At 67.9% G+C, this 26,638-nt stretch carries 24 protein-coding genes; 10 read left to right on the forward strand and 14 right to left on the reverse strand.

The annotated features are described in order from the left end of the window. Positions 1 to 252 precede the first annotated feature (252 nt). The 3 genes from EOW66_RS14705 (at position 253) to EOW66_RS14715 (ending at position 2,274) form a co-directional block, all read left to right on the forward strand. On the forward strand, positions 253 to 492 hold the full coding sequence (locus EOW66_RS14705) for a hypothetical protein (RefSeq protein ID WP_128157062.1): 240 nt from the start codon (positions 253 to 255) through the stop codon (positions 490 to 492). A gap of 34 nt (positions 493 to 526) precedes the next feature. Further along, the gene (locus EOW66_RS14710) at positions 527 to 940 is read left to right on the forward strand and encodes an N-acetylmuramoyl-L-alanine amidase (protein ID WP_164881143.1); all 414 of its coding nucleotides are present in this window, start codon (positions 527 to 529) and stop codon (positions 938 to 940) included. 92 nt (positions 941 to 1,032) lie between these two features. Continuing rightward, the gene (locus EOW66_RS14715; RefSeq protein ID WP_164881144.1) at positions 1,033 to 2,274 is read left to right on the forward strand and encodes a rolling circle replication-associated protein; all 1,242 of its coding nucleotides are present in this window, start codon (positions 1,033 to 1,035) and stop codon (positions 2,272 to 2,274) included. 588 nt (positions 2,275 to 2,862) lie between these two features. Here the strand turns inward: EOW66_RS14715 and EOW66_RS14720 are convergent. The 6 genes from EOW66_RS14720 to EOW66_RS14745 form a co-directional block, all read right to left on the reverse strand. Further along, entirely contained in the window at positions 2,863 to 5,097 is a 2,235-nt protein-coding gene (locus tag EOW66_RS14720; RefSeq protein ID WP_128157065.1) for a hybrid sensor histidine kinase/response regulator, read from the reverse strand. Then, positions 5,094 to 6,266 (reverse strand): FIST N-terminal domain-containing protein, encoded by a 1,173-nt coding sequence (locus EOW66_RS14725; RefSeq protein WP_128157066.1) that lies wholly within the window; start codon positions 6,264 to 6,266, stop codon positions 5,094 to 5,096. Before EOW66_RS14725 ends, EOW66_RS14720 begins: the two co-directional genes overlap by 4 nt. Before the next feature lie 20 nt (positions 6,267 to 6,286). Then, positions 6,287 to 6,997 carry a response regulator gene (locus tag EOW66_RS14730; protein ID WP_128157067.1) on the reverse strand — a complete coding sequence of 237 codons (711 nt, stop codon included), beginning with the start codon at positions 6,995 to 6,997 and terminating at the stop codon, positions 6,287 to 6,289. Positions 6,998 to 7,152: 155 nt separating this feature from the next. After that, positions 7,153 to 8,922 carry a PQQ-dependent methanol/ethanol family dehydrogenase gene (locus EOW66_RS14735; RefSeq protein WP_128157068.1) on the reverse strand — a complete coding sequence of 590 codons (1,770 nt, stop codon included), beginning with the start codon at positions 8,920 to 8,922 and terminating at the stop codon, positions 7,153 to 7,155. Positions 8,923 to 9,127: 205 nt separating this feature from the next. Beyond that, positions 9,128 to 9,523 carry a c-type cytochrome gene (locus EOW66_RS14740; protein ID WP_128157069.1) on the reverse strand — a complete coding sequence of 132 codons (396 nt, stop codon included), beginning with the start codon at positions 9,521 to 9,523 and terminating at the stop codon, positions 9,128 to 9,130. 100 nt (positions 9,524 to 9,623) lie between these two features. Continuing rightward, positions 9,624 to 10,160 carry a tetratricopeptide repeat protein gene (locus EOW66_RS14745; RefSeq protein ID WP_128157070.1) on the reverse strand — a complete coding sequence of 179 codons (537 nt, stop codon included), beginning with the start codon at positions 10,158 to 10,160 and terminating at the stop codon, positions 9,624 to 9,626. Positions 10,161 to 10,272: 112 nt separating this feature from the next. On the opposite strand from EOW66_RS14745, the gene EOW66_RS14750 reads away from it, so the two are divergent. Genes EOW66_RS14750 through EOW66_RS14770 form a run of 5 tightly spaced genes read left to right on the forward strand, consistent with a single transcriptional unit; the run spans position 10,273 to position 14,356 of the window. Beyond that, positions 10,273 to 11,448, forward strand: coding sequence for an ABC transporter substrate-binding protein (locus EOW66_RS14750; RefSeq protein ID WP_128157071.1), 1,176 nt, complete (start codon positions 10,273 to 10,275; stop codon positions 11,446 to 11,448). Beyond that, positions 11,445 to 12,404: a YVTN family beta-propeller repeat protein gene (locus EOW66_RS14755; protein ID WP_128157072.1), complete on the forward strand. Its 960-nt coding sequence runs from the start codon at positions 11,445 to 11,447 to the stop codon at positions 12,402 to 12,404. The genes EOW66_RS14750 and EOW66_RS14755 overlap by 4 nt, the downstream gene beginning before the upstream one ends. Positions 12,405 to 12,421: 17 nt before the next feature. After that, entirely contained in the window at positions 12,422 to 12,868 is a 447-nt protein-coding gene (locus EOW66_RS14760) for a hypothetical protein (RefSeq protein ID WP_164881145.1), read from the forward strand. Beyond that, positions 12,861 to 13,580, forward strand: a complete 720-nt coding sequence (locus EOW66_RS14765; protein ID WP_128157073.1) for an ABC transporter ATP-binding protein — start codon at positions 12,861 to 12,863, stop codon at positions 13,578 to 13,580. The genes EOW66_RS14760 and EOW66_RS14765 overlap by 8 nt, the downstream gene beginning before the upstream one ends. Beyond that, positions 13,577 to 14,356, forward strand: a complete 780-nt coding sequence (locus EOW66_RS14770) for an ABC transporter permease (RefSeq protein ID WP_128157074.1) — start codon at positions 13,577 to 13,579, stop codon at positions 14,354 to 14,356. The genes EOW66_RS14765 and EOW66_RS14770 overlap by 4 nt, the downstream gene beginning before the upstream one ends. On the opposite strand, the gene EOW66_RS14775 is transcribed toward EOW66_RS14770, so the two are convergent. The 3 genes from EOW66_RS14775 to EOW66_RS14785 are packed head-to-tail and all read right to left on the reverse strand — an operon-like array spanning position 14,326 to position 16,734. Then, entirely contained in the window at positions 14,326 to 14,946 is a 621-nt protein-coding gene (locus EOW66_RS14775) for an ABC transporter ATP-binding protein (RefSeq protein ID WP_128157075.1), read from the reverse strand. The genes EOW66_RS14770 and EOW66_RS14775 overlap by 31 nt on opposite strands. Beyond that, on the reverse strand, positions 14,943 to 15,758 hold the full coding sequence (locus EOW66_RS14780; protein ID WP_239017601.1) for an ABC transporter permease: 816 nt from the start codon (positions 15,756 to 15,758) through the stop codon (positions 14,943 to 14,945). The genes EOW66_RS14775 and EOW66_RS14780 overlap by 4 nt, the downstream gene beginning before the upstream one ends. A 4-nt stretch (positions 15,759 to 15,762) precedes the next feature. Continuing rightward, positions 15,763 to 16,734 (reverse strand): ABC transporter substrate-binding protein, encoded by a 972-nt coding sequence (locus EOW66_RS14785; protein ID WP_128157076.1) that lies wholly within the window; start codon positions 16,732 to 16,734, stop codon positions 15,763 to 15,765. 205 nt (positions 16,735 to 16,939) lie between these two features. On the opposite strand from EOW66_RS14785, the gene pedF reads away from it, so the two are divergent. Further along, positions 16,940 to 17,629 (forward strand): cytochrome c-550 PedF, encoded by a 690-nt coding sequence (pedF, locus tag EOW66_RS14790; RefSeq protein ID WP_128157077.1) that lies wholly within the window; start codon positions 16,940 to 16,942, stop codon positions 17,627 to 17,629. 3 nt (positions 17,630 to 17,632) lie between these two features. Next, positions 17,633 to 18,541, forward strand: a complete 909-nt coding sequence (locus tag EOW66_RS14795; RefSeq protein WP_128157078.1) for a substrate-binding periplasmic protein — start codon at positions 17,633 to 17,635, stop codon at positions 18,539 to 18,541. Between the two features lie 28 nt (positions 18,542 to 18,569). On the opposite strand, the gene EOW66_RS14800 is transcribed toward EOW66_RS14795, so the two are convergent. Genes EOW66_RS14800 through glgA form a run of 5 tightly spaced genes read right to left on the reverse strand, consistent with a single transcriptional unit; the run spans position 18,570 to position 26,593 of the window. Next, on the reverse strand, positions 18,570 to 19,427 hold the full coding sequence (locus EOW66_RS14800; RefSeq protein ID WP_128157079.1) for an FAD:protein FMN transferase: 858 nt from the start codon (positions 19,425 to 19,427) through the stop codon (positions 18,570 to 18,572). Continuing rightward, a complete protein-coding gene (locus EOW66_RS14805; RefSeq protein ID WP_128157080.1) occupies positions 19,424 to 21,472 on the reverse strand; it encodes a 4Fe-4S binding protein in 2,049 nt (682 codons plus the stop codon). Before EOW66_RS14805 ends, EOW66_RS14800 begins: the two co-directional genes overlap by 4 nt. A 47-nt stretch (positions 21,473 to 21,519) precedes the next feature. Beyond that, positions 21,520 to 23,145, reverse strand: coding sequence for an alpha-D-glucose phosphate-specific phosphoglucomutase (locus EOW66_RS14810; RefSeq protein ID WP_128157081.1), 1,626 nt, complete (start codon positions 23,143 to 23,145; stop codon positions 21,520 to 21,522). Further along, a complete protein-coding gene (gene glgX / locus EOW66_RS14815) occupies positions 23,142 to 25,160 on the reverse strand; it encodes a glycogen debranching protein GlgX (protein WP_128157082.1) in 2,019 nt (672 codons plus the stop codon). The genes EOW66_RS14810 and glgX overlap by 4 nt, the downstream gene beginning before the upstream one ends. Beyond that, complete coding sequence (glgA, locus tag EOW66_RS14820; RefSeq protein ID WP_128157083.1) at positions 25,160 to 26,593, reverse strand: glycogen synthase GlgA; 1,434 nt, start codon at positions 26,591 to 26,593, stop codon at positions 25,160 to 25,162. Before glgA ends, glgX begins: the two co-directional genes overlap by 1 nt. Positions 26,594 to 26,638: the final 45 nt, after the last annotated feature.

Below are 26,638 nucleotides of genomic sequence, written 5' to 3' on the forward strand. Positions count from 1 at the left end.
GCCGGATGGAGCGCGAGATGCGCCTCACCATGGCGCGGATGCAGGCGGCGACGGCGCGGGTGGAGGCGCGTGAGCGCGCCCTCGCGCAGGTCGAGCGTATGCCGAAAGCGCCGGTCGAGTCCGATCCCGAGGTGATCGAGACGCCGGAGGCGACGGCGCAGGTGGGTGAGTAGCCGGCGCTATGTGAAGAGGATCTGGCGTGTCCCGAAAGATCGGGGCGCGCTGGAATACCTCGCGACACTCATTGTCAAGATGCTGGTCAAGCACGGCTGGCCGGCCAAGTGGGTGCGCGAGCCCTTCACTGGTGGTTTCGTCGTGGTCAGCCATGACCACGGCGAGGCCTTGCCGCCCGACTTCCTAGAGGCCGTGCAGATCGCGGCGCGGATCGTCGCGAGGACCTATCGCGTCGAGATTGAGCAGCATGGCTCTTTCGTTGGCCTGCTCTGTGACTATGAGGTCACGGCGGGCGGGCACTTTAAAAAGCTGAGGTAATCACATGATTTTGCAAGGAAAGGCTCGCGCCCCTGTGCGCGAGGTGGTCTTGCATTGCGCGGCGATCAGGACCGGGCAATTCGCCCATATGGGGCCGTTTCAGGTGTTCGCCACGGTCAATCGTTGGCACACCGAGCGCGGGTTCAAGCATGGCTTTGGCTATCACGGGCTCTTCATGCCCGATGGCACCTGGTATTCGGGGCGCCCGTTCACGATGACCGGCGCCCATGTTCTCGGTCATAACACCGGCACGCTGGGCTTTCTGCTGATTGAAAGTCAGCAGGTGACCCATATCGGGCGGTTCGATGACTGGTTTACCGCCGCGCAGGCGCAGGCCGTCAAGGCCAAGCTGCGCGAGATCGACGGTATCAAGCAGGTTTCGGGGCATAATGATTATGCCCCGAAACTCTGCCCGGGCTTTCACGTCGAAAGCGGCGACTGGCTGTAGCCGTCGCCCTGCCCTGCCCGCCCATCTGGAACAGTGGGCGGGTGGGGGGCTCAGCATCCCTTGTTCCTGTATGCAATTAAAGAGACTAATTCATGTGCACTCGACCTATTGAGAAAGACGGCAAGGTCTTCGCCTGTCGCACGTGCGATCAGTGCATCTCGACGCGCCGCCATAATTGGGTGGCGCGGGCGATGATGGAAAAAACCCAGCATGAGCATTGTCTTGTGCTGGCGTTGACCTATTCGGACGAGACCCCCGAGGGGCGAGACGGTGCGCGAATGTTCGCGTATGCTGATGTTCAGGCGTTTATGGGGCGGCTGCGCGCTGCGGCGCGGCGGCAGGCCAAGCGGAAGCGGTGGAACCTTGTGCCGGTGCTACGCTTCTTGGTTGCTGGGGAGCAGGGCGACCGGAATGGGCGCTGCCATTGGCATATGATCCTGTATTCCAATTTTGAGGTGACGGCGCTCGGCGAGGTGCGCGGGCGGTATGGTGTTTTGACGCGGCTCGCGGACATGCTGACTATTGGGAAGCGGAAGAAGCGCCTTCATTGGTCCATGTGGCCTTTCGGTTTCGTGACTGTGCAGGAGCCCGATCAGGGCGGCATGAATTATGTTCTCTCTTATTGTTTGAAAGACCAGTTTACCGGCGAAAAGTCGCAGGACACTATGCGCGAGGCGAAGGCCGAGAATTTCGCCACTGGTCTGTTTCGAATGAGCAAGCGCCCCGCGATCGGGGAGGCGTGGCTCTATTCGAAGATGGAAGCGCTTGACGCGATGCGCGCGGTGCTTCCTGCCGTGGAGCTGAGGATACCCGATTTTCACGGCTATTACGTCCCGAGCGGTGCCTTTCGTGAGAAAACGCTCTGGGCTCTCGTCGCGCTGAACAGGCGCGTTGTATGGGCCACCGGCGCGCCTGCGCCGCAGTGGCCCTCTTTGCTTGCCTCGTGTCGTGAGCGCGAGGCAGATTTGGAGATCCTGAATGGCCCACAAACCGACGAAGAAGAGGACCCCCTCGAAGTCGAGATTGAGCGGCGGCGCTCTCAAGCAGCCGGCGAAAGCGCGCGTCGTGATTTTGCCCGGCGATGCGGCGCCGCTGTCGCCTGCGATTGGTGCCTCGGATTCCTTACCGAAGCGGCGCTTGCCGAGCGAGGTATTGAACGCTTCGAGGACGAGGCCGGCGTCTGGCAATATCGCTCGACTCCGGGCCGAGCGTCACTTGCCGAGCGCCGTGCTGAGCGCGGAAGCGGTATCAATCCCGACTGCCGCGAGCGAGGCACGAAGCTCGCCCGCCTCACCTTCCCGGCGACGGGAGGAGGTGCGGGACATGCTGGATGACCCGCGAAAGACGGTCTGCAAGGAGCGTCCCAAGGATACCAAATCCAAGGGGGGTGGTTCACGGGCCTTTGTCCCGTGGTGTGATCGTAAGAAATAAGCCCCCGGCCCCGCTCTCTTCATTAAGGGCTGTAGGGGCCGGGGGCGTGGTTGAGCTGGCGCAACGCCAGCGTCCTGTGTTGGCCCGGGGCACGGTTCGGCAGGTAGCACGGTGCTTGCTCTCCGTTCGCTCTGCGCGCGCTGCTGAGTGTCCCCGGTGCCGCCTATGCGCAGCCCCCCATGACTGGGGGGCGTAGCGCAAGGGGGGTTGATCCCCCTCCCTCAAGGGAGGGAATGGTGATACTGCATCCCCCGGATGGATCGTGCCTGCAAACGACGCAGTTCAACCAGAGGTTGTTTTCACCTCATAATGCGTTGTCATCGTGCGTGTTAACCTGTTCTGTTTATGTTCACGCCAGAATTTGCGCCAAAGGCGTTGACAACCTCACCCCCTTGTGTCTACTACGAGATGTGCGATTTTCGCACGGCACTTTACCTTTTACCAATTATTGGCCAAACGGATACCCCGGGAAAAGGGACCCCGCTGCGGGTTCAGCCACGGCGCTGACGACCGAACAGCACGGTCGCCAGATCCGATGGCGGGATCGGCTTTGCCATGATCTGCGCCGCCATCGCCGTCGCCCGGCGTTGCAGCGCCTCGCTGCGGTCGGCGGTGACGATCCGCGCGCTCACATCGCCCAGCCTTGCGCGCAGCGCCGCCAGACAGTCGAGCCCGTCGATGCCGTCGCCGAGCTGGAAGTCGATCAGGCAGATGTCAGGCTCGACCCCGGTCGCGTCGATCAGCTCGAGCGCCTCTTCGCCGCTCGCGACGTCGAGCACCGTCACCCCCCATTTCTCCAGCAGCTGCACCATCGCGCCCGCCAGCGCCGCGTCGTTCTCGACCAGCAGCACCAGCAGATCGCGCGCCTCGGCGTCCCGCATCTCGACCGGCGCCGGCCCCTCGGGCCGCGGCACCGGGCCCGCCACCGGCTGCAGCCGGACGCTGAAGGTCGAGCCGCAGCCGGGCGCCGAGCGCAGGCCGAGCGGATGGCCAAGCACCGCCGCCGCGCGCTCGACGATGGCAAGGCCAAGCCCCATCCCCTCCGAGGCCGAGGCATGGGCGTTCAGCCGGTGGAATTCGCGGAAGATCAGCTCCTGATCCTCCTCGGCGATGCCGGTGCCGCTGTCGCGCACCTCGACGCGCAGCATCGGGCCGCGCCGGCGCGTCAGCACCGCGACGCGGCCGCGCTCGGTGTAGCGGATCGCGTTCGAGATCAGGTTCTGCAGGATCCGCCGCAGATAGGCCCGGTCGGAGATCACCACGGCTTCCGTCGGCCGGATCACCAGACCGATCCCCTTCAGCGCCGCAATCGGGGTGAATTCGTCGGCGAGCGCGCGGAACATCGGCCCGAGCGCCACCGGCGCCATGTCGACCGCGACGCGGCCCGATTCCAGGCGCGAGATGTCGAGCAGTGCACCGAGGATGCCCTCGACCGACAACAGCGCGTTTTGCGCCTTTTCCAGCGTGCCGCGTGCGGCCGGGCTGATCGCATCGTCGCCGAGAGAGGTCAGATAGAGTTTGGCCGCCGAGAGCGGCTGCAACAGGTCGTGGCTTGCTGCCGCGACGAAGCGCGAGCGCGAGGCATTCGCCCGCTCGGCCCGCTCGAGCGCATCCTCGAGTTCAAGCGTGCGCTCGGCCACCCGCGCCTCGAGTGTCTCGTTCGCGCGCTCGAGCGCCACCAGCGCCGAGCGTTCCGCGGTGACATCGGCGAGCGAGATCACGAAGCCGCCGTCGGGCAGCTCCTGCGCGAAGATCTCGTAGATCTGCCCGCCCTCGTGGCGCACCTCCATCTGGAAATGGTCGCGCCGGCGGGCGCGTCGCACCCAGTCGGCGAGCCGATAGGCGCTGAGCCCGTTCGGGAAGATGAACTGGTTGCGCACCTGTTCCAGCAGCGTGTCGAAATGCATCCCGGTGCGCAGCCGGTTGCGCGGCAAGGTCAGGTAATCGGCCATCCGCTCGTTCCAGCCCAGCAGATGCAGCCGCGCGTCGAAGATGCACACCCCGAGGTTCAGGTGTTCGAGCGTGGCGCGCAAGACCGCCGCCTGATCGTCGAGCATCCGCCCGCGCTCGCGCCGCTCGGCGCGGATCAGATCGGTCACCTCGGTCTGCAAGATCACCGTGCCGCCATCCTGGGTGCGGTGTTCCGAGACCTGCACCCAGCGGTCCGCGCCCATTCTCTGGGTCAGGATGAAATGGTGCTGCTCGTGGCGCAACCGGCGCATCTCGATCCAGCTCTCGGGGGTCATGCCCTCGGCCAGGCCGAGATGGCGCGAGCGCGCCACGGTGCGCAGATAGTCCGAGAAATGCAGCCCCGGCATCAGCTGATCGCGGATGTCGGGCAAAAGCGCGTTGAAGCGCGTGTTGCACATCACCAGAATTTCGCTGCTGTCGAAGAGCGCAAAGCCTTCCTGCAGCGTCTCGACCGCGGCGGCAAGGTTCTGCCGCGTCGTCTCGGTCTCGCGATTGGCGTCGGCGAGCCGCGCGTTCGAGGCGTTGAGCAGGTCAAGCGCGCGTTCGAGGTCGCGGGTGCGCTCGCGCACCTGTTCCTCGAGCATCGCGGCACGCTGGAACTGGGCAAAGCCGGTGCCGCGGTCCTCGGTCATCTCCTCGGCATGACGGATCAGCGCGCCGGCGATGGTCAGCAGCTTTTCGTTCTGCCGCGCCAGGCTGTCGGCCGGATCGACCAGCGACAGCGCCAGATCGGCGTCGATCCCCTGCCCGCTCATCGCCGCTCTCCCGGCGGGAAGAAGGCCAGGCCCGTCATCGTCTGATTGACGTGCATCGCGCCGATCTGTTCGCCATAGGTCGAAAAGCCGGTGACATGGTGGCGGGCAAGGGTTTCCGAGACCGCCCGCACCCGTTGCCGCGCCGTCGCCTCGATCCGGCGGAAGATGCAGTCGAAGCCGAGGATCGCCGAGGGCGCGCCGTCGCGGGCCAGCGCCGCGAGTTCACGTTCGAGGTGCTCGGCGATGTCGGTGGGCTCGGCAAGTGTCAGCACCAGCCCCTCGGCGATCGCGGCAAAGAAGATCAGCGCGCCGTCCGGACCGACCGACTGGATCGCGCGCACGTGGTGGCGCCCGCCCGCGCGCACCAGCACCGGATGCGAGGCGAAGACGAAGGACGACAGCTGCCCGGGTGCAAGGCCGAGCAGGCGCGCATATTCCTGCGCCGCGGGTTCGTCATTGATCCGGGTGACGATGCGGCGCGCAGGATCGGCGCCGGTCACCACCATCCGCCGCCCGGTCGGCTGCAGATGATCGAGCGAGAACGGCTGCACCGCGCAGGACGAGCGCACCAGGCTGAGGATCGCGGCATTGCCGAGCACCCTTCCCCGCGCGCAGATCTCGGTGCGGCGGAAGTCGCCGCCATCGCCCGCCGAGCCGCCGACGATCGGCACCGCACCAAGGGCGCCCGAAAGCTGCGCCACCAGCCGGTCTTCCTCGCCCGAGAGCCCGTCGACAAGCAGCACGGCGAATTCGTGGATCGCCGCGCCCGCGCGCCGGCCAAGGCTCTGGCGGGCGCGCAGCACCTCGCCGATCAGCGCCTTCGGATCGAGCCGGTCGAGGTTCTCGATCAGCAGCATCTCGACCTCGAAGCCCGCCTGCGGCAGCGCGAAGGCCACCACCTGCCCTTCGTCATAGCCCGCCCCGGTCAGCTCGCCCGCCGTGGTGCAGCCGCACACCAGCGCACGCGGAAAGGCCGCTTCGGCGGCGGTGCAGAGCGAGCCGAGATCGGCCGCGGGGCTGGCAAACAGGAAGACCTGCGCGAAGGGCCCGGGGCCGAGGTCCCGGGCCAGCCGCGCGATCAGGTTTTCCGCCCCGGCGGGCGCCGAGGCGGATACCGGGCACGGCAACGGCTCCGGCGCGGCGGCTCCGGTGATCTGCTGTTCTGGCATGAGGTCCTCCCTCACGCAGCCTAGCGCGACTGCCAGCTTCCGGGCAATGCCCCCGTCGTCTGCGCCTCGCGTGCCAGCAGCACCGCCTGGGTGCGGCTGTAGACGCCGAGCTTGCGCATGATCGCGGTGACATGGGCCTTGACCGTGGTCTCGGCGATCGACAGGTCATAGGCGATCTGCTTGTTCATCTTGCCGGCGCAGATCTGTTCGAGGATGTTCGCCTGCTGCCGGGTGAGCGCGCTGAGCCGGCGGATCGCCTCGTCCTGCGGCGTCATGCCATTGCCCTCGGCCAGCGTCTCGCCGGTGCTTTCGGGCACGAAGGTCTCGCCGCGCGCGATCGCGGCAAAGGCCGCGCGGAACAGCTCACGCTTCGAATGCTTGGGCACGAAGCCCGCCGCGCCCGCCAGGATCGCCGCGCGGATCACCCGCGGCTCGTCGACCGAGGAGACGACGACGATCGGCAGATCGGGCGCCGCCGCGCGCAGGCTCATCAGCCCCTCGAGCCCGTTCACATCGGGCAGGTTGAGGTCGAGCACGATGACATCGGGGCGCGGCCCCTGCCCCTCGATCCGCGCGAGCGCCACCGACAGCCGGTCGGCCTGGGCGATCTCCCCGATCCCCGCCACCGCCTGCAGCGTCATGCCGAGCGCGTCGCAGAACAGCGGATGGTCATCGACGATCAGCGCCGAGCGGAACTCGCCGCGATGGAGGCCGGGGGCGGAATGGGTCATCGTGTGATCCTGTCGTCGTCTTTCCCGATCTTGCGGGCTTGCCCTCACCCTAGCAAGCCCCGCCGGTGCGCCATACTGTCCTTTGGTCGGAGCAGCGCGCAGACGAAAGGGCGCGAGGTTTCCCCCGCGCCCCCAACCAAGGCCACTCGTGACGATCAGTTCGCCGAGGCGAGCTGCTTCGGCAGCTTGAAGGTCCAGACCATGCCGCCCTGGTTCAGGTAGTTGACCTTCTTCGCGACCTCGCCGCCCCAGAGCGGCACCGCGCCACCCCAGCCCGACATGACCGAGACATACTGTTCGCCATCCTGTTCCCAGGTGATCGGCTGGCCGACGATGCCCGAGCCGGTCTGGAACGACCACAGCTTCTCGCCGGTGTCGGCATCGAAGGCGATGAATTCGCCCTCGGGGTTGCCGGTGAAGACGAGGCCACCCGCGGTCGACATCACCCCGCCCCAGAGCGGAGCCGAGTTCTTGTATTCCCACTTCACCTCGCCGGTGTTCGGGTCCATCGCCTTCAGCGAGCCGATGTAATCCTCGAACAGCGGCTTGATGGTGAAGCCCGCGCCCAGATAGGCCGCGCCCTTCTTGTAGCTGATCGGCTCGTTCCAGATGTCCATGCCCCATTCGTTCGAGGGCACGTAGAACAGGCCGGTCTTCTGGTTGTAGGCCATCGGCATCCAGTTCTTGCCGCCGAGGAACGAGGGCACGGCGAAGACCTGCTGGCCCTTGCCGCCTTCGGCCGCGGCATCGGGGGCGCCGGGGCGGTTTTCCTCGTTGTAGATCGGCCGGCCGTTCTCATCGATGCCCTTGGCCCAGTTGATCTCCTTGACGAAGGGATGGGCCGAGACGAACTTGCCGTCCTCGCGGTTCAGAACATAAAAGAAGCCGTTGCGGTCGGCGGTCGCATAGCGCTTGTTGCCGTCCTTGTCGACGAAGCCCACGACCTCGTTCACGCCGTCGAAGTCCCAGCCCTCGCGCGGCGTGGTCTGGAAGTGCCACTTGATCTCGCCGGTCTTCGGGTCGATGCCGACGCGGCTTGCGGCATAGAGGTTGTCGCCCGTGTTGCCCTCGACCGGCGTACCGGCGTTGCGCAGGTGGCTGTTCCAGGGCGCCGGGTTGCCCGCGCCGAAGATCAGCGTGTCGGTGTCGGCGTCATAGGAACCGCCCAGCCAGGTCGCGCCGCCGCCGGTCTTCCACATGTCGCCCGGCCAGGTCGCATTGAGCGTGCCCGTCATGGTGCTTTCCTTGCCCATGTAGGTGCCCATGTTGCCTTCGATCATCGGCCGGGTCCAGACCAGCTCGCCGGTCTCGGCGTCGCGCGCCTGCACCTCGCCGACGATGCCGAATTCGCCGCCCGAATTGCCGGTGACCACGAGCCCGTTCACGATCAGCGGCGCCGCGGTGTAGGAGTAGCCCTCCTTGTAATCGGCGATCTTCTTGTTCCACTTGACCTTGCCGGTCTTCAGATCGAGCGCGAGGATGCGTGCGTCGAGCGTGCCGAAATAGATGTTGTCGCCATAGATCGCCGCGCCGCGGTTGATGACGTCGCAGCACGGCAGGATGCCCTCGGGCAGACGGGCGTCATATTGCCAGACTTCCTTGCCGGTCTTCAGGTCGATCGCATACATGCGCGAATACGAGCCGGTGATGAACATCATCCCGTCGTAGACCAGCGGCTGGCTTTCCTGACCGCGCTGCTTCTCGCCCCCGAGCGAGAACGCCCAGGCCGGCACCAGGTTCTTGACGTTGTCCTTGTTCAGGATCTCGAGCGGGCTGTAGCGCTGCAGGTTACGCCCCATCCCGTTGGTCAGCACATTCTCGGTGCTTTCCTGATCCTTCAGCAGGTCCTCCTCGGTCACCCCGGCCATCGCCGCCGTGCCGAGACAGGTGATGGCCAGCACCGTGGCCAGAACAAAACGGTTCATCGCAGTCGTCCTCCCGATCTCCCGATCACTCCCTGCCCGCCGGCCGGGCACTGCGCACCGGGGGCGGACTCGGGTTCAAGTATCGGTGAGCGGCGCGAGAGGTATATTGTCCATTGGTCTTACGACCCTCCGACGGGGTTTCGGCGCAGCAAGAAAGGGGCGCGCGCGGAGGCTCCGCACACGCCCAGAAACCCCGGAAAACCCGTTATTTCCTGAGGGTCGAGAGGTAGGTGACGATGAAGTCCTGCACCGTCGGATCCTCGATGCCGACATGGCGCATCTTGGTCCCCGGCACGAACTTGTCGTTCGCCTCCATCCAGGCGCGCAGTGCGCCGGGCGTCCAGACGAAGCCCGCCTTCTGCAGCGCCTCGGAATAGGGATAGCCCGGGAAGGTGCCGGCGCGGCGGCCGACCACGCCATCAAGCAGCGGGCCATAGCTCTTCTTGTCGGCATCGACCGAATGGCAGCGGTGGCAGGTGCTGTCGAAATAGGCCTTGCCAGCGGCGATCTTCACCGCGTCGGTGGTGTCGGCCGCCGTGGCGGCCCCGCCAAGGGCCGCGAGGCACAGCGCCGCTGCGGCGCCGAAGGCTTTGGGAAACATGCGCTTTCTCCTGTGTCTGAGCTGGGGGAAGGTTAGGCCGGGGACGCCACCGGCGGGCTTGATGCAGGTCAAACCGGCCATGCGACTTTGGTCGCGGTTTTCACGACAGCGGCGCATATTTCCAGTTGTCCGCATCAGGCGTCACCGCGTCGAGGTCATAATCCGCCTCCCGCAGCCGGCGCGCGACCGGCAGCCCCGCCTCGGCGGCGCGGTCGACCATCGCCCTGCCCCGCGCCGCGTCACGCGCCACGCCGCGCCCGCGCATCAGGTCGAGCCCGAAGTTGAAGGCGCCGACCGGGTCGCCCGCCTCGGCCGCCTGCCGGTCCCATTCGGCCGCCGCCTGCGGATCGAGCGGCCCGCCAAGCCCGTTGTCGTCAAGCTGGCTCATCCAGGTCATCGCCCCGGTCCAGCCATCCGCGGCGCAGCGCTCGAACAGGCCGCGCGCCTCGACATGGCGGCCCGACTTGGTGATGAAATAGCCCGTCGCGCAATTCGTCATCGAGGTCTCGCCGCGGCCGACGTCGCGCAGCACGCGCTCGATCGTCAGCTCCTCGGGATTGAGATCGCCGTCGGGTTCCTCGGCGAAGCCCGGCAGCGCCAGCGCCGACGTGATCGCTGCAAGCATCCATGTCTTCATCGCGAGTCCTCCCGCCGCCAGCCTAGCGCGCGCGGGCCCGCGCCCGACCTAGACATTGGTCGTATTGCGGGCACGCGACCCGGCCGCCCACCTTGAGCCGAGGGAGGACATCATGGAACGGATGCTGGCAGGGGTGCTGGCCGGCGTGCTTGCGGGCGCGACCGGTGCGCAGGCAGAGATGCTGCGGATCGACTGGCTCGAGCGGCAGGTGGTGCCGCCGCCGGTGCTGTCGAACATGCAGGCCGAGCCCGCGACGCTTGGCCTCGACGGCGCGCGGCTGTCGCTGACCGATATCGCCACGACCGGCAAATTCACCGGGCAGGACTATCGCCTGGTCGAGACCGTGGTGCCGCCCGAAGCCGCGTTCCTGCCGGCGGCGAAGGCGGCGCTGGCCGACGGCGCGCGGGTTCTCGTCGTGCGCGCGCCCGCGGCCGATCTGCTGGCGCTCGCCGATCTGCCCGAGGCGCAGGGCGCGCTGATCTTCAACACCGAGGCGCCGGACGAGGCGCTGCGCGGCACCGACTGCCGGGCGAATGTGCTGCACACCCTGCCCTCCTATGCGATGCGGACCGATGCGCTGGCGCAGTTCATCGTGACGAAGCGCTGGACGCATCTGGCGATAATCGAGGGCACCTTGCCCGAGGACCGCGCCTATGCCGCCGCGCTGCGGGCGTCACTGACGAAATTCGGCCTGTCGCTCGCCGCCGGGAAGACCTGGGATTTCGACGCCAACATGCGCCGGGCCGCGGCGGCCGAGGTGCCGCTTTTCACCCAGGACCTGCCCGAGCACGACCTGCTGCTGGTGGCCGACGAGCCCGGCGATTTCGCCCGCTATGTCGCCTATAACACCTGGCTGCCGCGTCCGCTTGCGGGCTCCGAGGGGGCAAAGCCCGTCGGCTGGGCCGGCGTGGTCGAGCAGAATGGCGCCGCGCAGCTGCAAAACCGCTTTCGCGACCTTGCCGGGCGCGCGATGACCGCCGATGACTACGCCGCCTGGGTCGCCGTCGCCGCAATCGGCGAGGCCGCGACCCGCACCAGGGCCAGCGATGCTGCCACGCTGCGCGGCTATCTCCTGTCCGACAAGGCCCGCATCGGCGGCTTTCTCGGCCGCCCGCTCGGCTTTCGAGACTGGGACGGCCAGCTGCGCCAGCCGATCCCGATCGTCACCGAACGCGCGGTGGTGGCACAGGCCCCGTTCGAGGGCTTCCTCCACGCCACGAATGAGCTCGACACCCTCGGCCCCGACCGGCCCGAAACCCAGTGCACTGCCTTCGGAGGCGCGAAATGATCCGGACCCTGCTGCTCACCACCCTGCTCGCCTCGCCGGCCCTCGCCGATGAGATCTGGGTGACGAACGAGATGGACGACACGTTGAGCGTGATCGACGTCGACACGCTTTCGGTGAAGGCGACCTATCCTGTCGGCGAACGCCCGCGCGGCATCACCTTTTCGAAGGATTTCAAATACCTCTACGTTTGCGCCTCGGACAGCAACGCGGTGCAGGTGATCGACCCCGAGACCGGCAAGGTCCTGCACGACCTGCCCTCGGGCGACGATCCCGAACAGTTCGTCCTCGCCCCCGACGACCGGCTTCTCTACATCGCGAACGAGAATGACGCGGTGACGACGGTGGTCGACACCCAGACCCGCAAGGTGGTGGCGCAGATCGACGTCGGCGTCGAGCCCGAGGGCATGGGCATCTCGCCTGATGGCAAGGTCCAGGTGACGACCTCCGAAACCACCAACATGGCCCATTGGATCGACACGCAAACCCACAAGATCATTGCGAATTCTCTGGTCGACTCGCGCCCGCGCCACGCCGAGTTCAGCCCCGACGGCACCGAGCTCTGGGTGAGTTCCGAGATCGGCGGCACGGTCGCGGTGTTCGACGCCGCAACGCAGCTCGAGAAGGGAAAGATTTCCTTCGCGATCAAGGGGGTGCGGGCCGAAAAGATCCAGCCGGTGGGGATGCTCTTCTCGCCCGACGCGACGAAGGTCTTCATCGCCCTCGGCCCGGCGAACCACATCGCCGTGGTCGATGCAAAGACGCTGGAGGTCGAGCGCTACATCCTCGTCGGCCGCCGCGTCTGGCACATGGCGCTCTCGCCCGACCAGACCAAGCTCTTCACCACCAACGGCGTTTCGGGCGACGTGACGGTGATCGACATGGCAAGCCTCGAGCCCGTGGCGACGATCAAGGTCGGCCGTTTCCCCTGGGGCGCCGCTGCGCGCCCGTCTCCCTGACGAAGAAAGGTATTTCAATGCGTTCCATTGCTTTCCTGATGTGTTGCCTGAGCCTGACGCTCGCCCATCCGGCGCTCGCCGAGGATGACGACGACGATGCCGCGCCGCCGGCGGGACTGCTCGCCGGGCCGAACAAGTCGGACCTGCCCGAGGTGATCCTTTCGGTGGGCGAGCCGCTCGGTGGGCCCTGGGCGCTCAAGTCGGGTCGCTATTACGAGGTGAAGATCACCGCCGATGGCTCTGGTGAGATTGGCCTTTCCGGTGCCGACTTCTTCCGCGCGATCTGGGTGGACGAGGTTGTCATCAAGGGGCTGGAGATCCGCCCGATGGGTCTGCATTCGGTCGAATTCGACCGCGCCGGCACGATGGAGATCGGCTTCGTCGCGGTGAAACCCGGGCGCTACAGCCTGGCCATTCCCGGCTCCACCGGCGCCGAGCAACGGCTGGAGATCACCATTGACTGAAGCGTTGCGCGTCGCCGGGCTGAGCCACGACTGGGGCCGCAAGCCTGCGCTGCGCGACGTGTCCTTCACCGTGCCCGAGGGGCGGTTCTGCGCCCTCCTCGGCCCCAATGGCGCGGGCAAGTCGACGCTGATGGCGGTGCTGACCGGGCTGATCCGCCCGGCGCCGGGCGTCGTCACCGTCGGCGGGCACGACCTTGGCCGCAGCCCACGCGCGGCGCTGGCCCGGATCGGCGTCGTCTATCAGGCGCCGACCTATGACCTCGACCGCTCCGTCTTCGCAAATCTCAATTATTTCGCGGCTTTGCAGGGGCTTTCCGGAGCGGTGGCGCGCGAACGGATCGCCGCGTCTCTCGCCCGGCTGGGCATGGAGGAACGCGCCGGCGAAAAGGTTGCGGCGCTGAACGGCGGGCATCGGCGGCGGATGGAGATTGCCCGCGCGCTGATCCATGCGCCGCGGCTCCTGCTGCTTGACGAGCCCACCGTCGGCCTCGACGCTCCGGCCCGCGCCGCGATCACCGCCCATGTCCATGCGCTGACGGCCGAGGGGATCTCGGTGCTCTGGGCGACGCATCTGGTCGACGAGCTGCGCCCGGACGACGATCTGGTGCTGCTGCATCAGGGCCGCGTGGCCGCCGCAGGTCGGGTCGATGCGGTCACCGGCGCAACGCCGCTGGCCGAGTGGTTCCTCGCCCGGACCGGAGCCGCGGCATGAAGGCCCTGATCGCCGCCCGCGCCATCATCGCCCGCGAGCTTGCCCGCTTCGTCACGCAACGCGAGCGCTTCTTCGCCGCGCTGGTGCGGCCGCTGGTCTGGCTCTTCGTCTTCGCCGCCGGGTTCCGGGCGGCGCTCGGGCTGTCGATCATTCCGCCCTACAAGACCTATATCAGTTATGAAACCTACATCGTTCCGGGGCTTTGCGGGATGATCTTGCTGTTTTCCGGGATGCAGAGTTCGCTCTCTCTGGTGAACGATCGCGAAAGCGGCACGATGCGGCTGATGCTGACTGCGCCCTGGCCGCGCTGGTTCCTGCTGGGTGCAAAACTGCTGGCCGGGGCCATGGTCGGCCTGCTGCAGGTGGCGGTTTTTCTTGCCATCGCTTGGTTTTACGGGCTGAAGTTCAGCGCCATCGGATACCTCTCCGCGCTGCCCGCACTGGCGCTGGCCGGGGTCATGCTGGGCGCGCTCGGGCTCTTTCTCTCGGCCCGCATCCGTCAGCTTGAGAACTTCGCCGGGGTGATGAATTTCGTGATCTTCCCGATGTTCTTCCTGTCGACCGCGCTCTATCCGCTGTGGAAGATGCAGGAGAGTTCACCTCTCCTCGCAACCCTTTGCAAAATCAACCCTTTCACCGATGCTGTCGAACTTGTGCGCTTTGCGCTTTACGGCCAGTTGAACCTTGCCGCGCTTGGCTGGACGGTGCTGGCCTTCGCCGTTTTCTTCGGGTTCGCGCTGCAGGGCTACGAGCCGGCCCGCACCCGTTCGCGCTGATCCTCGATCAGCCGCGCCGGCCGGCCGTCAAGCCGCGCGCGGCGGGTGGCGAGCGTCGCCAGTTCGTGCTCGGCGTGGGACGCCAGCACCACTGCCGGCCGGGTCTCGGCAATCAGCGTGGCAGTGAGGGCGAGCAGATCCTCGATCCGCTCGGCATCGAGCGAGGCGAAGGGCTCGTCGAGGATCAGCAGGTCCGGCCGGCCGACGAAGGCGCGCGCGATGCCCACCCGCCGCGCCTGACCGAGTGAAAGCTGCCCGGGCCAGCGCCGCTCGAGCCCCGCGAGACCGACGCGGGCGAGCATCTCGGCCGCCGCGGCGGGGCTTGCACCGGTCGGGATCGTGACATTGTCGATCACCCGTCGCCAGGGCATCAGCGTCGGGCTCTGGAACACCATGGCGCGGCGGCCGGGCGCGTCGAGCACACCCTCGAAGCGCCGGTCGATGCCGGCAAGGATGCGCAGAAGCGTGCTTTTGCCGGCGCCCGAAGGCCCCGAGATGCCCAGCACCTCGCCCGGTTCGACGCGCAGCCGCACCCGGCCGAGCACCTGGGTCGCACCGAAACTTTTTGCGGAGAGGTCGAGGGAGATCATGCGTCCCTCCATCGCGCGGCGCGGGCGGCCAAGGGCGCGATCAGCAGCGCCTCGAGCGCCAGCATGACCGCGACGAAGGCCAGCGCATTCGCCAGAACGCCCGTGATATCAAACATCTGGAAGTCGAGATGAAGGCGGAAGCCGATGCCGTCCGAACGCCCCAGAAACTCGACCACCAGCACGATCTTCCAGATCAGCGCCAGCCCCGCGCGCGCCGCCGACACAAGATGCGGCGCAAGCTGTGGCAGCACGATGTGGTGCAGCCGCGCGAGTGGCCCCATCCGGTAGACCTGCGCCATCGCGGCAAGGTCGGGGGCGAGCACCCGCACCCCCTCGCGCAGCATCAGCGTCACAAGCGGCACCTTGTTCAGCGCCACGGCGGCGATCGCGGCGCTCTCGTTCAGCCCGATCCAGAGGTAGCACAGCACGATGGTGACCAGCGCCGGGATGGTGTTGAACACGGTCAGCCAGGGGTCGAGCCAGCGGTCGAGCCGCGGCATCAGGCCAAGGGCGATCCCCGCCGCCGTGCCCGTGGCCATGGCGATGGCAAAGCTCAGCCCGACACGGCGCAACGTGGCGGCAAGGTCAGGCAGGATCGCGCCCGAGACGATGCCCTGCCAGAGCGCCGGCAGCACCTGTTGCGGCCCGGGGGCGCGCAGCGGATCGGCGAGAAGCGCCGACAGCCCCGCCCAGAGCAGCACCAGCACGGCGAGCGAGGCCAGCGCACGGAACATGCCGCGCAGCGAGGGCGGTTTCGGCGCCGCCCCCTTGCGCGCCGTCTGTCCAAGCCCCGTGCGTGCCACGCTGCTCATCGGTTCAGTCCGGCAGGAACACGCCGGGCGGCAGCGCCGTCGCCGGGCCCACGAGGTCGGCCCCGCCCAGCACCGCCATCAGCGCGAACATCTTCGCCGCCGCCGCCTCGTCGACCGGGCCCGGTGCCGGGATGCCGGCGCGATAGCCCGCGACCAGCGCCGCATATTGCGCCTCGTCCTGCGCCTTCATCAGCGGCCGCAGCCGGTCGAAGGCGGCGTCATCATTGGCCAGCCGGTCCTTCGCCGCGCGCGAGGCCTGCGCCAGCGCCGCCACCAGTGCGGGCTTTTCCTCGACCAGCTTGCCCGAGAGGACATAGCCCAGCAGCGGCGTTTCGGGATCGAGGCCAAGCGCCTGCGCCGCCTCGGACACCGAGATCAGCTGCCGCATCCCCGCGGCCTGCATCTTCGCGTTGAAATGCCAGAAGTTGATCGCCGCATCGACCTCGCCCGACAGCCCCGCCTGCAGGATCAAGGGCGGCGCGCCGAAGACCTGCTCGGTCTCCTTCGCCAGGTCGAAGCCGCCCGCCTGCAGCGCCCAGGCCCGCAGCACAAGCCAGCTCTTGTCGAGCGGCCCGCCCGCAATGCCGATCTTTTTCCCTTTCAGATCGGTGACTTCCCGGACGGAGCTGTCGTTGCGCACGAACATGCCGCCGACGGCCTTCGAATAGGGCAGGAAGCGGTAATCCTGTCCCGTCGCCCGCATCCGCGCGACCCAGAACCAGTCGGTCACGATCGCGTCGGCCGCGCCGCCCTGCAGCGCCACCTGCGCCGCGGGGTTGCCCGCGACCGGCATCACCGCAAGCGTGAACCCCGCCGCCCGGTCCAGCCCGTAATGGCGGATGGTGTCGAGTTCCCAGCTGACCGTGCCGCCCTCGAGTGCGGCCACCGTCAGCACCGGCAGATCCTGTGCCTGAGCGGCGCCCAGGCCAAGGCCGAGCGCCAGCGCCGCAAAGACGCGGCCGATCCGATGAAACATTCCGTCCTCCCCGCCCGCGCAAGGGTGCGGGCCCTCCGCCATCCACCCTAGGGGGCAGGCCGTGCGGGGCCTATTAGACCAATGGCCAATACGCCGCCCCCCGCGGATCAGGCAGAGTCGCCGCAGATCCCGACGAAGGTCGAATGGCCGTGATGCCGCAACGCAGCTTATGTCGGGAAACACGAGGATCGAGAGGGAGGGAGACATGCTCGATGTCCGCACCCGCCGCCTGCTGGCGGCACTGACCATGGCCGGGCTGATCGCCCCCGCGCAGCTTTGGGCGCATGGCGACGTGGCACCGCAGCCGGTGAACACCGATGCCCTGCCCGATGTGGGCGAAGACTGGCTGACCGAAAACCCCTATCGCGCCGAGACGGCGGGCGAAGAGGTCTGGGCCAAGGCCGTACAGATCGGCGATTCCGGCTTCAACCAGAACTGTGCGCGCTGCCACGGTCTGGGCGCCGTGTCGGGCGGTCTGGCCCCCGACCTGCGCTATCTCGAGGCGAACGAGAGCGGCGACGAATGGTTCGTCGAACGCTTCCAGCACGGCTTCACCCAGAACGGCACCACCAAGATGCCGGCCTTCGGCGAGGTTCTGGGGCAGAAGGCCGGCTGGGCGATCCGCACCTATATCGAGACCCGGCCCGAGGACGGCGCGCTGGATGCCCATTCGGCGCGGCTCCATGCGATCCGCGACGAGCTGATGAAGGGCGAAGGCGACGAGGCGGCGATCAAGGCCGAGCTGAGCGAGATCGGGGCGCAGGTCGCCACCGCCTCGGGCGCGCCGGTGGCCGACAGCGCGGTCAGCCGCGCCGCCGCCGCCCTCACCCCGGACCCGGCCAGCTTCAAGCACGCCGCCGAGGTGCTGACCATCGGCCTCTCCGCGGCGGAGTGAGCCATGGCGCGCCTGTCACGGCGGGGGCTGGTTCTTGCGGCGGTGCTGGGCGGGCTGGGTCTTGTGCCCGGCCTTGCCCATGCCGCCTGCAAGGGCGTCGCCCCGGACCAGAAGCTGCAAAATACCTTTGCCCAGGACATCGGCCGTTCGCTCGACCAGATCCGCGCGGACGGCTGGATGGAATTCGCGCTCTATGACGATTTCCGCCCCTGGTCCTGGTCGGAGGATGGCACGCCGCGCGGCATCGACGTCGACCTTGCCAATCTGATCGCCGCCGATCTCGGGGTGACGGCGCGCATCCGTCTGGTGACGTCGAGCGAGACGCTGGACGCCGACCTGCTGAATTACGTCTACAAGGGGGCGACGGTGGGCGGCCGGGTCTCTGACGTCATGCTGCACGTGCCCTATGACGTTGATTACGCGTGCCGTTTCGATCAGGTGGTGTTCACCGGACAATATGCGGTCGAGCGGCTGGCGATCGCCTATGGCACGGCGGATTACCCCGAGAAGGGCCCGGTGCCGGCGGTGTTCCGCTTCGATCCGGTGGGGGTCGAGAATGACTCGATCTCGGATTTCTTCCTGACTTCGGTGGCGCATGGGGCGACGGCCGACAAGGTGCATCGCTACAAGAGCACGGCGGCTGCGATGGCCGGGCTTTCGGCGCATGAGGTGATGGCGGTGATGGGGCCGCGCGCCGAGCTTGATGCGAGCCTTGCGCCGGGGCTTGCGGTGCATGAGCCGCCGTTGCTGGGGCTCGCGAAGTCGAAATGGACGCTCGGCGCGGCGATCTCGCTGCAGCACCGGCCGCTCGCCTATGCGGTTGACGACGCCGTGGCGGCAGGGCTGGAAGACGGCCGGATTGCGGCAATCTTCGCCGGTTACGGCGTCGATTTTCGGCCGCCGGAGCGTTGAAGCGGGGTTGAGCCCCGCCTGTCAACCCTTAGATCACACTCAGGTTTCCATCAAAGTCGATCAGTGTCACCGCGCCGAGCCCCAGCTCGGCGCGGGCCTTTTCGATGGCGGGGACGTCCATCAGCACGAAGGCGGTCGAGGCGGCATCGCAGAGCATCGCACTGTCGCCCTCGACGCTGACGGTGGACCAGCGCGGCGCCTCGCCCCGCGGCCCGAGGATATGGCTGCCGCCCGGCAGCACGAGGGCCGCGGGGCTTGAGGTCGCCATCGCCCGCGGTGCGCCCGCACCGATCTGGCGGCTGCCCAGAAGCCCCGCCGCGGGGTCCTCGATACCCAGCCGATAGGGCCCGCCGATCGCGGCATATTCACCCATGTCGATCAGGCAGGCGCGCAGACCGGCCGCCGCCAGCAGCGCGGCGATGCGGTCGGCGGCATAGCCCTGAACGATGCCGTTGAGGGTCAGCACCTGCCCTGCGCCAAGCCGAATTTCAGACGAAATCTCAATGCGTTCAAGGCCGATGCTTGCACGCTCTGCCGCCCCGCTTTCGCCGCGCGCCAGCGCCTGCCAGAGCGGCTGCACCGTCGGATCGAAGGCGCCCGCGGTCGCCGCATGAACCCGCGCGGCGCAGCCCAGAACCGCGCGCATCCGTTCCGACCCCGGCCCGCGGCCGGTGGCGTTGAGCCGTGTAAGCTCGCTCTCGCGGTAAAGCGAGAAGGTAGCCTCGATCGCTGCAATCTCGGCCAGAACGGCGGCCATCGGCGCCTCGCCCGCAAGCTTCAGCGAGACATCGGCGCCGAAGGCCTGCCCGCGCCAGTCGCTCGCCGCAGCGGGCCGGCCGGTCAGCGCCGCCCCCGCGCAGATCTGCAAGAACCGCCGTCGCTTCATTTCACCCTCCGCTCGCGCCGCGCGGCCAGGACGAGCGGCACGCAGGTGCCCGGATCGTCATGGATCTTCACGCAATCAAGGCATTGGAAACACTCGGAATAGCGGATCTCTCCGGTCTTCGCGATGGCGCCGTAGCGACAGCGGACGCGGCACAGCTGACACGGCGTTCCGCACTCCGCCCGCCGCGGGATCCAGCGCCGCAGCCGGATAAGTCCGCCCACCCGCATCGCCGCGCCAAGCGGACAGAGCGAGCGGCAGAAGCCCTTGAACCAGACCATCGAAACGGCGAGCCAGCCGCCCGCCCAAAGCACATAGGGCCAGGGCCGGTCGAAATGCACGGTGATCGCGGTCTTGAAGGGCTCGACCTCGGCCACCGTTTCGGCGTGTTCGGGCGCCGCGATCGCCACGGCGATCAGTGCAATGAGCGCTGCCGGCCCGGTCCAGAGCAGCGCACGCGCCAGGCTTGCCGGTGGTTCCACCTGAGGAAGGTGCAGCAAACGCCCGAGATGATGGGCGAATTCCTGAAGCGCGCCAAAGGGGCACAGCCAGCCGCAGAAGAAGCCGCGCCCCCAGAGCAGAAAGCCGAGGATCGCCGCCGCCCAGACCAGCAGGCCGAAGGGATCGTAGAGCAGCACCTCGAGCCCGCCCGTCGTCACACCGCGGATGACCGCAAGGATGGTCACGACAGAGAGTTGCCCCTGCCCCCAAAAGCCAATGAACCCAATGACAAAGGCAAGGATGCTCAGACGCACCGGGGTGAAGGCGCGCAGCCCCGCCAATCGCGATTGCGCCAGAAGTGCCGCGATCAGCACGGCGAGGAAGCCGGCCAGCGCCACCAGATCCACCGCCCGGTTGCGCAGCGCCTCGCCGAAGGGCGACAGCGGTTTCGGCGCCTCGGGCCGCAGGAAGAAGCGCTCGGGCGTGCGCAGTGCCACGGTGAAATGGGTCTCGCCGACCTCGGGTTGGAACTGGCCGTGCAGCCGCACCGCCTGCAGCGACAGCTGCCATTCCCGCGTCGGGTCGAAGCCCAGACGGCGGTCGAGCCGGACGATCATTCTCGTTGCATCGTCAAGATGTTGCGGCACATCCTTCGCGAGATCCGGCAAGATGTCGGCATCGCGCAGCGCCAGCGGCAAACCGTCCTGCGTGGCCGAGATCCGGTCGGGCGCGGTATTGCGCACGAAATCCTCGGAGACGAGCCCGTGCCGCCCGGCCTCGATCAGCAGGTAAAGCTCGTCATCGGGCGCGCGGGCGGTGAAGCGTTGCACCTCGGCCAAGGTGCCGGGCGCCAGCACCGCGCGCGCGATCGCCGGCGGGCCAAGGTCGATCGCGTAAAGGTCGATGAACGGCGTGTCGGGGTCGCCGCCCGTGCCATCACCGGCCCAGCGGGTGCCGGCGAAAGCCACGTCGAGCTGCCCTTCGCTCACCACAAGACGGGTCACAAGGCCCTGATCCAGAAGATCTTTCCAGTCAAGCTCCTGGTTCTGCGCGGGGTCCGGCCGCGGTGGCGGCCCGGCCGAGATGCCCTGCATCTTCTCGCGCGCGACGGCGAGCGTGGCGGCGAGGATCGATTCATGTGCGATCCGCACCGAGGCCGTCGCCTTCGTCACCCCGTCGAGATAGACGTTGTCCGAAGCCGCACCGCCCGAGCCGTAGGGGGTGCCCACCACCAGCGGCTCGCTGATCGCATGGCCGCGATATTGCTCGAGAAAGGCGCGGAACGGCGCCTCGCCCAGCCCGGAGACGAAGATCGGCTCGTTTTGCGAGACCAGCCGCACGTCGATGAACCGGCCCTCGCGATCGAGCATCACCAGCATGTCGATGGGCTGGCCGGAAAACCCCGGAAGCGGCGCCAGCGGCCCGGTTTCAAAGACATATCCGGCCTCGCCGCCGCCCGAGTTCAGCAGCGTCCAGACGCCCTTGTCATTGACCGGCGCACCAAGCGCATAGGGGGCGACGATCATCGGCTCGAGCGCCGCGCGCGTCAGCGGCGCCGCAAGCAGCGGTGTGGCGAGCAAGAACCATATGAAAAACGCGCGGATCATGGCGTGAGCCTATCCGCGCGTCGGGTTTTGCCTATTCGACCTAAGTCTCAGGAGATGACGCTCGGCCCCGGCCGGCCGGTGCGGGCCTTGATGCCGACGATCTCCTCGGTTGCGGCGATGATCGGGGCAAGCGCCGCCTGCGGGTCCTCGCTCAGGCCCTCGGGGCCCGCGACATAGCGCTCGAGATAGACGCGCAGCGTCGCCCCCTCGGTGCCGGTGCCCGACAGCCGCAGCACCACGCGCGAGCCGCCCTCGAAGAGGATGCGGAAGCCCTGATGCGCCGAGACCGAGCCGTCGACCGGGTCGGTGTAGCAGAATTCATCTGCACTTTCGACTACAAGCCCTTGCGAAGACAAGCCTTTCAGGTTGTCGAGACGGGTGCGCAGCGCGTCGAGCATGGCAGTTGCCACCTCGGTCGGCAGGGCCTCGTAATCGTGGCGGGAATAGTAGTTCCGGCCATAACGGGCGAAATGCCCGGCCATGATCTCGGCCACCGACTGGCCGCGCACGGCGATGATGTTGAGCCACATCAGGATCGCCCAGAGCCCGTCCTTCTCGCGCACATGGTCGGAGCCGGCGCCAAAGCTTTCCTCGCCGCACAGGCTGACCCGGCCGGCATCCATCAGATTGCCGAAGAACTTCCAGCCCGTCGGCGTCTCGTAGCAGTCGAGGCCGAGCGCCGCGGCCACCCGGTCGACCGCGGTCGAGGTCGGCATCGAGCGCGCCACCCCCTTCAGCCCGCCGGCATAGCCCGGCACCAGCGTCGCATTCGCCGCGATCACCGCCAGACTGTCCGAGGGCGAGACATAGATGCCGCGGCCGAGGATCATGTTGCGGTCGCCGTCGCCGTCCGAGGCCGCGCCGAAATCGGGCGCCTCGGCGCCCATCAGCTCGGCCATCAGCTCATGCGCCCAGGTCGGGTTCGGATCGGGGTGCATGCCACCGAAGTCGGGCAGCGGCGTGCCATGCACCACCGTGCCCGGCGCAGCGCCCAGCCGGTGCTCGAAGATCTCTTTCGCATAGGGGCCGGTGATCGCGCACATCGAATCCATGCGCATCGTGAAGCCGTCATGAAAAAGACCACGCAGAGCCTTGAAATCAAAGAGCGTTTCCATGAGGTCCGCATAGGCCGTGACGGGATCGACGACCTCGACGACCATGGCGCCCATGATCCGCTCTGCGGGCACCGACAGGTCGGCATCGGCGACGTCGAGCTTGCGGTATTCGCTGATCGTCCTGGTGCGGGCAAAGATCGCGTCGGTCACCGCCTCGGGCGCCGGGCCGCCGTTCGCGCTGTTGTATTTCACCCCGAAATCCGCGTTCGGGCCGCCGGGGTTGTGGCTGGCCGAGAGGATCAGCCCGCCATCCGCCTTGCGCGCGCGGATCATGTTCGAGGCGGCGGGCGTGGAGAGCCAGGCACCCTGCCCGACGATCACCCGCGCGGCGCCGTTCGCGGCCGCCATCTTCAGGATGGTCTGCGCCGCCGCGGCGCCGAAATAGCGGCCGTCGCCGCCAAGCACCAGCGTCTTGCCCTCCACGCCGCCGATCGCGTCGAAGGTCGACTGCACGAAATTCTCGAGGAAATTCGGCTGCATGAAGACCGGGGTCTTCTTGCGCAGGCCCGAGGTGCCGGGCTTTTGCCCCTCGAAGGGCGTGGTGGGATGGATCGTCATGGGTGCTCCTCTTGAGCCGTAGGCCGGGCGAACAGTTGAACAGATTGCGCGGCGACGCAAGTCACCGCCGCGGTATGGGGGGCCTCGGGGGCCTCGGGCTCGGCAGTGTCGAGCAGCCGGGTCCAGCGGCCCGCCGGCAGCACCACCTCGGTCGCCGGCCCGGCGTTGCAGATGACGAAGACCGCCTCGCGCGCGGCCTCGCCCTCAAAGCCCTCGGCGGCGCCCCGGATCTCGGCGCACAGGCAGCGCTCCTGCGCATCGAGCCAGTCGCGCTGCGAGGGTTCGATGCCGTCGGGGCGCCACCAGATCAGGTCGCGCATGCCGTCCTGGGCGCGCAGCTTGGCATGCAGGAAGCGGCGCTGGCGCAGCACCGGATGGGCGCGGCGGATCGCCGTGAGCCGGCCGACAAAGGCCGCAAGCGCGGTATCGGCGCGCGGCCAGTCGATCCAGCCGATCGGGTTGTCCTGAGCATAGGCATTGTTGTTGCCGCCCTGACTGTTGCCGATCTCGTCACCGCCCAGAAGCATTGGCACGCCTTGCGAGATCATCAGCGTCGCAAGCAGCGCGCGCTTGCGCCCAAGCTGCGCGGCGGGGTCGGCAAGCGCCTGAGAATAGTTCTCGTTATGGCCGTCGCGGTTTGCCTCGCCATTCGCCTCGTTGTGCTTTTCGTCAAAGGACACAAGGTCTTGCAGGGTGAAACCGTCGTGAGCAGTGAGGAAGTTCAGGCTCGCCGTCGCGGGGCGGCCGGCGTGATCGAAGATCTCGGCCGAGCCCGAGATGCGGCGCGCGAGTTCCGGCATCTGCCCGGCATCACCGCGCCAGAACCGCCGCATCCCGTCGCGGAAACGGTCGTTCCATTCCGAGAACGGATGCGGAAATCCGCCCAGCCGATAGCCGCCCGGGCCGATGTCCCAGGGCTCGGCGATCAGCTTCACGCCGCACAGCACCGGATCCTGACGCAGCGCCGAGAGGAAGGCCGCATCGCCGTTGAAGCCGCCGGTCGCATCGCGGGCGAGCGTCGCGGCGAGGTCGAAGCGGAAGCCGTCGACGCCCATCTCCTCGACCCAGTGGCGCAGGCAGTCCATCACCATGCGCAGCACGAAAGGATGCGAGAGGTTCAGCGTGTTGCCGGTGCCGGTGTCATTGACATAGGCGCGCCCGCCCTCGGACAGCCGGTAGAAGGCGGCGTTGTCGACGCCGCGCAGGCTGAGCGTCGGGCCCGCGCCGTCGCCCTCGCCGGAATGGTTGAAGACGACGTCGAGGATCACCTCGATGCCTGCCGCATGCAGCGCGCGCACCATGGCGCGGAAATCCTCGCGCGTACCATAGCGCGGCTCGGGGGCGAAGAAGGCCGCGGGCTGATAGCCCCAGTAGTTGCGCAGCCCCTTCTCGACGAGGAAGCGGTCGTCGATGAAGGCGCAGACCGGCAAAAGCTCGATCGCGGTGACGCCGAGCGCGCGCAGATGGGCGATCACCGGCTCGGCCGCCACACCGCGGAAGGTGCCGCGCAGCGCGGCCGGCACATCCGGGTGCCGCATCGTCAGGCCTTTCACATGGGCTTCGTAGATCACCGTTTCTGGCCAAGGGGTTGCGGGGCGGTGCCAAAGCAGTTTCTCAACCGCGCAGACCCGCGAGCGCGGCATCACCGGGGCGCTGTCGCGGCGGTCGGGGCGCATCGGCCCGCCGCCGCCCTGCATCAGCGGGTCCCAGTGCAGCGGCGCGGTCAGCTCGCGCGCATAGGGGTCGATCAGCAGCTTGGCGGCATTGTAGCGATGCCCCATCTCGGGCGCCCAGGGGCCAGAGACGCGATAGCCGTATTCCGCCCCGGTCTCGAGCCCGGGCACGAAACCGTGCCAGATCTCGCCCGAGCGTTCGGGCAGCTCGATCCGTTCCTCGAGCCCGTCGCGGAACAGGCAGAGCTCGACCTTCTCGGCATGGGCCGCGAAGACCGCGAAATTCACCCCGCCCGCAACGGGTGTGGCACCCGGGCGGCAGGGGTCTCCGGCGAGGATCATCACCGCTGCACGAGACTGTCGAACAGGGCCGCATAGGCAGCGGCCGAACGGCCCCAGCCCCAGTCGGCTTTCATCCCGCGCCGCACCATCGCGCTCCACCCCTTACTGTCTTGATACAAGGACACCAGCTTACGCAATGCCTGGCGCAGCGCAAGCGCGTCAACCGGATGGAACACCACGCCGGTCGCCGCATTCGCCGCCTCGGTCGCCGGTATGGCGCCGATCACGGTGTCGAAGAGCCCGCCCACGGCCGAGACCACCGGCACACAGCCATAGCGCTGCCCGTAAAGCTGGGTCAGGCCGCAGGGCTCGAAACGCGAGGGCACCAGCACCGCATCACCGCCGGCGAACATGCGGTGGCTCAGCCCCTCGTCATAGCCGATGCGCACGCCGACGCGGCCGGGATGGCGCTCGGCAAGGGCGCGCATCTCCTGCTCGGCCCAGCCATCGCCGGAACCGAGCACGCACAGCCCGCCGCCCAGCCGGACGAATTCGTCGATCACCTGCGGCAGCAGGTCGATGCCCTTTTGCGGCGTGAGCCGCGAGACCAGCACCGCGAGCGGCCCGGGCAGGGTCGGATCAAGGCCGAACTCCGCCAGCAGGGCGTCGCGGTTGCGGCCCTTCGCGGCCAGCCGGGACGCCGAGAACGGCACCACCGCAGGATCTGCCGCCGGGTCCCAGACGCTCTGGTCGATGCCGTTCAGGATGCCGTGCACGGCATTCGCCCGCGCCCGGATCACACCGTCGAGGCCGAGGCCGAATTCGCCGCGCATCAGCTCTTCGGCATAGCGCGGGCTGACCGTGGTGATCGCGTTCGCCGCCATCATCCCCGCCTTGAGCATCGAGATGTCGCCCCAGAACTCGTAGCCGTCGGGGTGGAACCATTCATGCGGCAGCCGCAGCGCATCCATCTTCGCAGTGCCGACGCGGCCCTGGAAGGCGATGTTGTGGATCGTCAGCACCGTCGGCAGATCGACGCGCCAATAGCGCAGATAGGCCGGCGCCAGCGCTGCCTGCCAGTCATGGGCGATCAGCAGTTCCGGCTTCCAGCCCTCGACGCCGTCGCGCGCGATCACCGCCGCGGCCCAGCTGAGCGCGGCGAAGCGCTCGGGATTGTCCCAGTAGTCGCCATGGACATCGGAATAGGGGCCGCCCGCGCGGTCGAACAGATGCGGCGCATCAAGCGCCATCACCTCGATGCCGTCGACAGTGCCCAGATAGACCTCGCCAAGCCCGCCGAAGAAATTCTCCTCGGCCCAGACCATATCCCTGCGGCCGATGCGTGCCATCACCGCCGGATAGCCCGGCACCAGCAGGCGCATGTGCCAGCCCTGCCCGGCCATCGCCGCCGGCAGCGCCCCCACCACATCGGCCAGCCCGCCCGTCTTGATCAGCGGGACGGCCTCCGAAGCCACCGAAAGAACCCGTTTCATGCGTCTCCCTCTCGCCTTGTTCGGGATGATGGCGGGGCGACCCGC

This window comes from Paenirhodobacter huangdaonensis (assembly GCF_004022465.1).
Lineage (GTDB): Bacteria > Pseudomonadota > Alphaproteobacteria > Rhodobacterales > Rhodobacteraceae > Rhodobacter > Rhodobacter huangdaonensis.

What these genes read in the sequence shown, in the direction of transcription:
- EOW66_RS14800 (WP_128157079.1), bottom strand. Translation starts at nt 19,427, where the DNA reads ATGAAGCGACGGCGGTTCTTGCAGATCTGCGCGGGGGCGGCGCTGACC.
- EOW66_RS14785 (WP_128157076.1), bottom strand. Translation starts at nt 16,734, where the DNA reads ATGTTTCATCGGATCGGCCGCGTCTTTGCGGCGCTGGCGCTCGGCCTT.
- EOW66_RS14770 (WP_128157074.1), top strand. Translation starts at nt 13,577, where the DNA reads ATGAAGGCCCTGATCGCCGCCCGCGCCATCATCGCCCGCGAGCTTGCC.
- EOW66_RS14760 (WP_164881145.1), top strand. Translation starts at nt 12,422, where the DNA reads ATGCGTTCCATTGCTTTCCTGATGTGTTGCCTGAGCCTGACGCTCGCC.
- EOW66_RS14810 (WP_128157081.1), bottom strand. Translation starts at nt 23,145, where the DNA reads ATGACGATCCATCCCACCACGCCCTTCGAGGGGCAAAAGCCCGGCACC.
- EOW66_RS14750 (WP_128157071.1), top strand. Translation starts at nt 10,273, where the DNA reads ATGGAACGGATGCTGGCAGGGGTGCTGGCCGGCGTGCTTGCGGGCGCG.
- glgX (WP_128157082.1), bottom strand. Translation starts at nt 25,160, where the DNA reads ATGATCCTCGCCGGAGACCCCTGCCGCCCGGGTGCCACACCCGTTGCG.
- EOW66_RS14795 (WP_128157078.1), top strand. Translation starts at nt 17,633, where the DNA reads ATGGCGCGCCTGTCACGGCGGGGGCTGGTTCTTGCGGCGGTGCTGGGC.
- EOW66_RS14745 (WP_128157070.1), bottom strand. Translation starts at nt 10,160, where the DNA reads ATGAAGACATGGATGCTTGCAGCGATCACGTCGGCGCTGGCGCTGCCG.
- EOW66_RS14775 (WP_128157075.1), bottom strand. Translation starts at nt 14,946, where the DNA reads ATGATCTCCCTCGACCTCTCCGCAAAAAGTTTCGGTGCGACCCAGGTG.
- EOW66_RS14705 (WP_128157062.1), top strand. Translation starts at nt 253, where the DNA reads ATGCTGGTCAAGCACGGCTGGCCGGCCAAGTGGGTGCGCGAGCCCTTC.
- EOW66_RS14725 (WP_128157066.1), bottom strand. Translation starts at nt 6,266, where the DNA reads ATGCCAGAACAGCAGATCACCGGAGCCGCCGCGCCGGAGCCGTTGCCG.
- glgA (WP_128157083.1), bottom strand. Translation starts at nt 26,593, where the DNA reads ATGAAACGGGTTCTTTCGGTGGCTTCGGAGGCCGTCCCGCTGATCAAG.
- EOW66_RS14780 (WP_239017601.1), bottom strand. Translation starts at nt 15,758, where the DNA reads ATGAGCAGCGTGGCACGCACGGGGCTTGGACAGACGGCGCGCAAGGGG.
- pedF (WP_128157077.1), top strand. Translation starts at nt 16,940, where the DNA reads ATGCTCGATGTCCGCACCCGCCGCCTGCTGGCGGCACTGACCATGGCC.
- EOW66_RS14740 (WP_128157069.1), bottom strand. Translation starts at nt 9,523, where the DNA reads ATGTTTCCCAAAGCCTTCGGCGCCGCAGCGGCGCTGTGCCTCGCGGCC.
- EOW66_RS14735 (WP_128157068.1), bottom strand. Translation starts at nt 8,922, where the DNA reads ATGAACCGTTTTGTTCTGGCCACGGTGCTGGCCATCACCTGTCTCGGC.
- EOW66_RS14755 (WP_128157072.1), top strand. Translation starts at nt 11,445, where the DNA reads ATGATCCGGACCCTGCTGCTCACCACCCTGCTCGCCTCGCCGGCCCTC.
- EOW66_RS14730 (WP_128157067.1), bottom strand. Translation starts at nt 6,997, where the DNA reads ATGACCCATTCCGCCCCCGGCCTCCATCGCGGCGAGTTCCGCTCGGCG.
- EOW66_RS14715 (WP_164881144.1), top strand. Translation starts at nt 1,033, where the DNA reads ATGTGCACTCGACCTATTGAGAAAGACGGCAAGGTCTTCGCCTGTCGC.
- EOW66_RS14805 (WP_128157080.1), bottom strand. Translation starts at nt 21,472, where the DNA reads ATGATCCGCGCGTTTTTCATATGGTTCTTGCTCGCCACACCGCTGCTT.
- EOW66_RS14720 (WP_128157065.1), bottom strand. Translation starts at nt 5,097, where the DNA reads ATGAGCGGGCAGGGGATCGACGCCGATCTGGCGCTGTCGCTGGTCGAT.